The organism is Rhodopila globiformis, assembly GCF_002937115.1.
Taxonomy (GTDB): Bacteria; Pseudomonadota; Alphaproteobacteria; order Acetobacterales; family Acetobacteraceae; genus Rhodopila; species Rhodopila globiformis.
In genome coordinates, this window is sequence record NZ_NHRY01000227.1 from 44,311 (window position 1) to 51,891 (window position 7,581).

General features: G+C 67.9%; 8 protein-coding genes. 3 read left to right on the forward strand and 5 right to left on the reverse strand.

Translation table 11 applies throughout. The features are described from left to right. Window positions 1-156 precede the first annotated feature (156 nt). Window positions 157-1,125 (forward strand): AraC family transcriptional regulator, encoded by a 969-nt coding sequence (locus tag CCS01_RS22015; protein WP_104520918.1) that lies wholly within the window; start codon window positions 157-159, stop codon window positions 1,123-1,125. A gap of 228 nt (window positions 1,126-1,353) precedes the next feature. Here CCS01_RS22015 and ada read toward each other — a convergent pair whose 3' ends face one another. After that, window positions 1,354-2,403: a bifunctional DNA-binding transcriptional regulator/O6-methylguanine-DNA methyltransferase Ada gene (gene ada / locus CCS01_RS22020; protein ID WP_239992348.1), complete on the reverse strand. Its 1,050-nt coding sequence runs from the start codon at window positions 2,401-2,403 to the stop codon at window positions 1,354-1,356. 148 nt (window positions 2,404-2,551) lie between these two features. Beyond that, on the reverse strand, window positions 2,552-3,637 hold the full coding sequence (locus CCS01_RS22025; RefSeq protein ID WP_104520914.1) for an OmpA family protein: 1,086 nt from the start codon (window positions 3,635-3,637) through the stop codon (window positions 2,552-2,554). Here CCS01_RS22025 and CCS01_RS33090 point away from each other — a divergent pair. Both CCS01_RS33090 and CCS01_RS22030 read left to right on the forward strand, forming a co-directional pair. Beyond that, a complete protein-coding gene (locus CCS01_RS33090) occupies window positions 3,636-4,001 on the forward strand; it encodes a hypothetical protein (protein WP_146101896.1) in 366 nt (121 codons plus the stop codon). The two genes, CCS01_RS22025 and CCS01_RS33090, sit on opposite strands and share 2 nt — an antisense overlap. Before the next feature lie 79 nt (window positions 4,002-4,080). After that, window positions 4,081-4,734 carry a DedA family protein gene (locus CCS01_RS22030; RefSeq protein ID WP_104520915.1) on the forward strand — a complete coding sequence of 218 codons (654 nt, stop codon included), beginning with the start codon at window positions 4,081-4,083 and terminating at the stop codon, window positions 4,732-4,734. 7 nt (window positions 4,735-4,741) lie between these two features. Here CCS01_RS22030 and CCS01_RS22035 read toward each other — a convergent pair whose 3' ends face one another. From CCS01_RS22035 to CCS01_RS22040, 3 genes are all read right to left on the reverse strand, one after another. Continuing rightward, window positions 4,742-5,683: an SMP-30/gluconolactonase/LRE family protein gene (locus CCS01_RS22035; RefSeq protein WP_104520916.1), complete on the reverse strand. Its 942-nt coding sequence runs from the start codon at window positions 5,681-5,683 to the stop codon at window positions 4,742-4,744. A gap of 181 nt (window positions 5,684-5,864) precedes the next feature. After that, the gene (locus CCS01_RS33915) at window positions 5,865-6,023 is read right to left on the reverse strand and encodes a hypothetical protein (protein WP_158258540.1); all 159 of its coding nucleotides are present in this window, start codon (window positions 6,021-6,023) and stop codon (window positions 5,865-5,867) included. A gap of 226 nt (window positions 6,024-6,249) precedes the next feature. Continuing rightward, window positions 6,250-7,437, reverse strand: a complete 1,188-nt coding sequence (locus CCS01_RS22040) for a Fic family protein (RefSeq protein WP_104520919.1) — start codon at window positions 7,435-7,437, stop codon at window positions 6,250-6,252. Window positions 7,438-7,581: the final 144 nt, after the last annotated feature.

Below are 7,581 nucleotides of genomic sequence, written 5' to 3' on the forward strand. Positions count from 1 at the left end.
CTTTCCTCCCGGTTTCCGCGGCGGCGTTCCTTTGCGCCGATTGCCGCGTCGAAGCCCTTTCCATAAACTCGGGCCCCGCACGGGCGAATGACCGGCTCTCCGCCATGCTTGATCGCGCGTCCGGATTTCGCCACGCGCGCTCCATCCGAGGTTGCCATGCCCGTCGACGTGCTCTCCGATGTGCTCAAGACGGTGCGCCTGACCGGCGCGGCGTTCTTCGACGTCGCCGCCACGAGCCCGTTCGTCGCCGAGCAGCCGCCGCGCGACATCATCTTGCCGCTGATCCTGCCGGGCGCCGAACGGCTGATCGCCTACCACGCGGTCACCGAAGGCGCGTGCTACGCCAGCGTGATTGGCGGCGAGACCTTTCAACTGAAGGCGGGCGAGGTCGTGGTCTTCACCAACGGCGATCCGCATGTGATGGCGAGCCAGCCGGGCATGCGGGGCGACGCCGTTTCCGCCGAGGCGTTCGCCGCGATGGCGGGTGGCCTGCCCTTCGCTCTGAAATACGGCGCCGAGGGGCCGCCCACCGCGCGCCTCGTCTGCGGCTTTCTCGCCTGTGACGCCGAGGCGTTCAATCCGCTGCTGGACAACCTGCCGCCTGTGATCGTGGCGGGCGGCGAGGACGACGCGGGCTGGCTCGGCCAGTTCGCCCGGATCGCCGCCGCCGAAATGGCCGGCGGGCGCGCGGGCAGCGCGGGCGTGCTGGCCAGGCTCAGCGAGCTGATGTTCATCGCGGTCGTCCGCCGGCATATCGAAACCATGCCGCCGCAGCGTGCGGGATGGCTCGCGGGCCTGCGCGATCCGGCCGTGGGCCGGGCGCTCGCCCTGCTGCACGGCGCGCCCGCCCACCCCTGGACCATGCAGGAGCTGGCGGCGAAGGCCGCGCTGTCGCGCTCGGCGCTGTACGACCGTTTCGCGGACCTGGTGGGCACGCCGCCGCTGCACTATCTCGCGCAATGGCGCATGCAGATCGCCATCGGCTTGCTTCGGCGCGGCGACGCCGGCATGGCGGAAATCGCCGCCAGCATCGGCTACGGCTCGGAGGCCGCGTTCAGCCGCGCCTTCCGCAAGATGATGGGCACGCCGCCGTCGGCCTGGCGCAGGCGAGCGGCAACGTCGTAACGCGCGGCACCCGTGCCGATCCCACCGGATCGGCATCAGCGGCAGGTCCCTGTCCCGTTGTGGCCGGGCCTGGCGCAATCGTGACGTGACAGTAACCAGTGCCGCTGTTTCAGTGCCTGTGGAGACCGGGCCCCGCAGGCGCATTTTTTGCGGCCAACGCGGCGAACTGTTGCCATCGACGCCTTGCGCGACGGCGCGCCTCATCGTCGTGGCGCGCCGCGTGCGTCTTCACCCCCGCGCCAGGGCCGCCTGCCGCTCGCGCTCCAGCAGCGCCTTCTTCCGCGGCACGCCCCAGCGGTAGCCGGTCAGGTCGCCGTCGCTGCCGATGACCCGGTGGCACGGCACCGCCAATGACACCGGATTGGTCGCGCAGGACCGCGCCACCGCCCGGATCGCCTTTGGATTGCCGGCCATCGCCGCAAGCTGCGCGTAGGTGCGCGTCTCGCCGGCGGGGATGGTGCACAGGGTGCGCCAGACCCGCTGCTGGAACGCCGTCCCGCGCAGGTCCAGCGGCAGGTCCAGCGCCTGCTTCGGCTCCTCCAGAAACGCCACGACAGCCCGCACCGTGGCCGCCAGCGCCGGATCGCCGGTGGTGACGTCGGCCTTGGGAAAGCGCCGCCGCAGGTCACCCATCAGCGCCTCGTCCGGTTCGGCAAAGCCGATGAAGCACACGCCCTTGCCGGTGGCGCCGACGAGCAGCCGCCCGAACGGGCAGTCGGCAAATGCCGTGCGGATCCGCTCGCCCTGCCCGCCGCGCCGGACGGAGCCAGGGGTCATGCCCAGCAACGACCCGGTCTTCTCGTACACCCGGCTTTCCGAGCCATAGCCCGCCCCGGCAACGGCATCGACGACCCGCTCGCCGTTCGCCAGGGCGCTGTGCAGGCGGCGCGCGCGCATGCCCTCGGCGTAGCTGCGCGGCGTCAGGCCGGTGTGGTCGCGGAACATGCGCAGGAAATGGAACTTGGAGAAGCCGGACCGCTTCGCCAGGTCATCCAGCGACGGCACCGCCTCGCTGGCCTCCATGAAGGCGCAGGCATCGCGCACGACGGCCTGGGCGAGCCGCGCCCGCTCGCCTTTCGGGTCGCAGCGGCGGCAGGCGCGGAAGCCGGCGGCCTCGGCCTCGGGCGCGGACGGGAAGAAGCGCACGTTCCGGCGCAACGGACGCGGTGACGGGCAGGACGGGCGGCAGTACACTCCCATCGTGGTCACCGCGTAGAGGAAATCGGCACTCGCCTGGCGGCCGAGGACCTGTTCCCAGAGTCTGTCGGTGTTGTCCATGCCGTCCACTATCGTCATCGCCGCAAGCTACCGCCATCCGGCGATTGCGCCCAGTCAGGCGCGGCGGATCAGCCGGCCGGCACGGAAAGGGCCGGGGACTCGCATCCCCGGCCCTGATCCTCACCCACGGACCGACAGGCCCGCCCGCTTACTGGATAATGATTTCCACCCGCCGGTTCTGCGGCTCACGCACGCCGGGGCCGGTCGGCACCAGCAGGTGGGTCTCGCCGAAGCCCTGGATGCTGATGACGTTCTTCGGCACGCCGTCGGTCACCAGTTCGGCTGCCACCGCCTGAGCGCGCCGGATCGACAGGCCCATGTTGTATTTCGCCGTGCCGGACGTGTCGGTGTAGCCGTTGACCTCGATCCGGGTGACCTGGACATGGGTGGAGTTGTCAGCCGCTTCCTTGACGATCTGCCGGGCGCGGTCGGTCAGCGTCGCCTTGTCCCAGTCGAAGAACACCAGGTAAGAGCGGGCCGGCGCCGGTGCCGGGGCCGCGACAGGCGCTGGCGCGGGCGGCGGCGGCGCCGGGGTGTTGAAGGCGTAGCGCACGCCGAACACCACCTCATTCATATACTGATTGTGCAGCTTCAGTTCGGATGGGGCGATAACCCCGGCGGTATCCGCCGTGCCGCTGAACTTCTCGCCACCCAGGATGTCCATCCAGCGGTAGTCCGCGGTCAGCGACAGGCCGGGCACGTTCGGGATCGGGAACGAGGCGCCGATGATCGTCTGCCAGGCAAACCCGCCTTCCTGGGTATTCACGCTATTCGAAAAGCCGCCGCCGACCGCCGTCGAGTTCACCGAGTTCAGCCTGGTCCACTGGTAGCCGGCGCCAAGGCCGAGATACGGGTACACCCAGGGGAAGCCGATATCGAGGTCATAAATGGCGTTGACCATCGCGCCCCAGTTGCGGACCGTGCCGGTGGTGGCGGTCGGCACCGGCGCGAGGATGCTGTTCACCCCGCTGCGCATGAAGTCGCCTTCAATCTCGAAGCGGAACCCGTTGCCGATGCCGTAGCCGACGGCAAGCTCGCCATTGAAGCCGTAGTTCAGGTTCATCCGCGCCCGGCCGTTGCCGAAGCCGTTCGTCCCATAGATGGTGACGTTGGGGTTCATCGGAGCGCTCAGGCCGGCGCCGCCGCCGACGTACAGGCCGGTGATGGGCTGGGCCATGGCCGCGACCGGTGTCGCAAGCAGGGTGGTGACTACGATCGCATTGCGATAGCGCATGCGGCATATCTCCTGGTTTATGGTCTCGATCGCCCCCGACAGCCTCACGTGGGCGAAGCCGATCGGCTTGTTCAGCCAGGCGGATATTCCGCCTGAGGGGCCGACCGACAAGTCACCACGACTTGAAGAATCTGAAGAAGGCAGAATAATGGTGTCCATTGGGTCATATCTGCAACAGGGCACATGTCCGGCCGGCGGCTACAGCCTTGCTATCGCTGCAAAAAAATTCCCGTTGTGGGAACCGGGGCACGGACGGTTCCAAACGTTTTTTAATAGTCTGTTTCAGTCGAACCGCCGGCACGGCGGGCCAATCGGCAACATGCCTGGATTTTTCAGGCCTGGCGGAAACCGGTTCGCTAAGTAAAAGTTGTGAATTCTGATAACGATCCTGTGGCGGGATGATTGCTTTCCTTCCCCGCCGGCAATCGCCATAATGGCCGGTGTTGTTCGACACAGGAGACAGCGGCATCACCTTCATGTGGTCCTGGATCAACGCTGGCGTTGACCTCGTTGCGATCTATCCGGCCTATGCCCTGGCGGCGGTGTTCCTGGCCGCCATCATCGAGGCCGTTGCCGTGCTGGGCATCCTGATCCCCGGCACGCCCATCCTGATGACGGTGGCGGGAGCGGCCGCGATGGCCGGCCAGCCGATGATGCCGTTCCTCGCGTTGTCGATCATCGGCGCGGTCATCGGCGATTTCCTCTCCTTCTGGTTCGGCCAGCGCTTCAGCGGCCGGTTGCGCGGCATCTGGCCGTTCGCCAGCCGACCGGCGCTGATGCACAACGCCGAGCGCTTTTTCGAACGTCATGGCACCTACAGCGTCGCCCTGTGCCGGTTCGTCCCGGTGCTGCGCTCCACCGTTCCGCTGGTCGCGGGCATGGCGGGGATGCGGCAGAGGCGCTTCGTGCTGGCCAATGTCAGCTCGGCCCTGCTGTGGGCGCCGCTGCACATCTACCCGGCACAGATGGCGGGCCTGTCCATCAGCCGGCTGCAGGTCGGGGAGTGGCAGTCGGCCTTGACGTGGGGTGGCATCCTGCTCGTCTGCCTGGCCGCGGCCTGGGGCCTGCACCGGGTTGTCATGACTCGACTGAAGTGATCCGCCGTCAGCCGCCCGCAACGCCCTGCGTGTTCACATAGAGTGCATACAGGCCGTGGCTCGCCGCCATGAACAGGCGATTGCGGAACCGGCCACCGAAGCACAGGTTGGCGCAGCGCTCCGGCAGCGCGATATGGCCGATGGGCGCGCCATGCCGGTTGAACACCCGCACGCCGTCCAGCTCGGCGTCGCCCATGCCCCAGCCGCACCACAGGTTGCCCTCGACGTCGACGCGGAACCCGTCCGGCGTCCCGGCTTCGGCATCAATGAAGACGCGGTTGTTCGCCAGCCGCTCGCCACCGCCGACGACGTCGAAGGCGCGGATCAGCCGGTTGGGCGCGGCGCGGGAGGCGACGACATACAGGATCGACTCGTCCGGCGAGAACGCCAGGCCGTTCGGACCCTCGATGCCGTCCGCCATCATCCTGGCCTGGCCGGTCTGCCCGTCGATGCGCCAGACGGCGGGGGTGAGTTCGGACTCGGCCTTCTCGCCTTCATAGTAGCCGCTGATGCCGAACACCGGGTCGGTGAACCAGATCGAGCCGTCCGATTTCACCACGACGTCGTTGGGCGAGTTCAGCCGCTTGCCCTGGTGGCTGTCCATCAGCACGGTGATGCTGCCGTCGTATTCCGTGCGGGTGACGCGGCGGCCGCGGTGCTCGCAGGTCACCAGGCGGCCCTGGCGGTCGCGGGTGTTGCCGTTGGCGTTCCAGGAGGTTTTCCGGAACACGCTGACGGCGCCGGTTTCCTCCTCCCATTTCAGGATGCGGTCGTTGGGGATGTCGCTCCAGAGCAGGTAGCGGCCGTCGGCGAAATACACCGGCCCCTCCGACCAGCGGCAGCCGGTGGCGAGCCGTTCGACGGAGGCGAGTGGCAGGCGCAGCACGTTGAAACTGGGATCCAGCACGGACACGGACGTGTCCGGGTAGCGCTGGCTTGGTTCCCACATGGTCGGGTCCTCCGGTTCGTACCGGCTGCCGAAAATTCCGCCCCCAATTCCCTCGGCTCTTGCGACAAGCGGCAGTGTCGTCCCGGGTGGGTCAGGGCAGCGGCGGAGCCTGGATTGGCGAACGCTTTTTAACACGGAGGACGACGGAGGACCACAAAGGGCCACGAAGGGTGTGAACCAGTCAGCCAATGATGCGGCGCAGGCCGTACGCCAGGTCCAAAGCGTAAACCGCTTCGAGCCGTTCCGGCGATGCTGCGCTGCGCGCTTTGATCGCCAGCCCAATGATGTGGTTCGTCCGGTCCCGGGAAGCCAGCAAGGCCCAGCCTCCGTGGCGCTTCATGGTCCTTCATCCTCCTCCGTGTTGAAAATCAAGGAAGAATGAGCAGGCACGGACGGTTCCGGGGGAGGCACTGCCACCGCCCGCCACGGCGTCAACCCCCAGTGTCTCCACGCCTTGCCGATGGTGGCCAGGGCAAAAGCCGTAGGGCTCTGTGCCACATCCAATGGGGGCGGCATTTCCGGCGATCGGTACCAGACCAGGTTGCCGCGATGCCAAACGCGGGCTGTCAACGCGGCAACGGATCAGTTCCCTCGCTCAGCAGGTCGAGGAAGGCGCCATAGACGAACACCCGGCCGCGCTGGCGTCCGGTTGTCTCCCGGACGATGTTGAGCGCCTGCAGGTGCATCAGGGCACTGGTGACCGTGGGCTGCGACAGGCCGAGGTGGCGCGCGGCGTCCTGGATGGTGGTCAGGGCGCGGCGCTGCAGGAACTGGTACAGCCGCAGCGCGGTGGCGGCCGGGCGGCCGAGGTCCTCGATGCGGGCGCGGTCGGTGCCGAACAGGCGCAGCAGGCTCTGCGCCGTCTGGATGCCCTGGCGCGCGGTTTCGCTGACGCCGCGCAGGAAGAAGGCCAGCCAGTCTTCCCAGGCGCCGTCCTCGCGCACGGCCTGGAGGTGCTCATAGTAGGCGGCGCGGTTCTGCTTGAAGAACAGGCTGAGGTACAGCAGCGGCTCGCGCAGCACGCCGTGCTCGCACAGCAGGAAGGTGATCAGCAGGCGGCCGAGGCGGCCGTTGCCGTCGAGGAAAGGGTGGATGGTCTCGAACTGCACGTGCACCAGCGCGGCCTTGGCCAGCAGCGGCAGGTCGGGGGTTTCGGTGTGGATGAAGGTTTCCAGGTCGCCGAGGCAGGCTGGCATGACGTGCGGCGGCGGGGGCACGAACCGGGCATTGCCCGGGCGGGTGCCGCCGATCCAGTTCTGGCTGAGGCGGAATTCGCCGGGGTCCTTGTACTGGCCGCGGCCTTTCGCCAGCAGGATGGCGTGGATCTCGCGGATCAGGCGCAGCGACAGCGGGAAGCCCTCGCGCAGGCGGCGCAGGCCATGGTCCATGGCGGCGACGTAGTTGGAGACTTCGCGGGCGTCGTCGACCGGGACGCCGGGGGCTTCCTCGGCTTCATACAGCAGCAGGTCGGAGAGGGAGGATTGGGTGCCCTCGATCTGCGAGGACAGCAGCGCCTCCTTGCGGATATACATGTACAGGAACAGCGACGGGTCGGGCAGGACGGAGGCGATGCCGTCGAGGCGCCCGACGGTCTGGTTGGCCAGTTCCAGCGCCGCCTGATGGCCGGTCAGGTCAACCGGCGGGTCGGGCGGCAGCGGCATCGGGACGTAGGCGCGGACGTTCTCGCCGCCGACGGACGTGGTCTCGTAGTGACCCAGGCGGGACTGATGGCGGCGGGACGGATGGACAGGCATCGGCGGCGCCATATTAACCCAGATTTGCCACCTACCCCGAGACAGCTTTTCTTTTCAACATCTTACAGCGCCGTTTTTGGCCGAGTGGCACTACACGCGCGTCATGGGGCGCTAGACAGTGTGCTTCTGGACACCTCCCGGAGC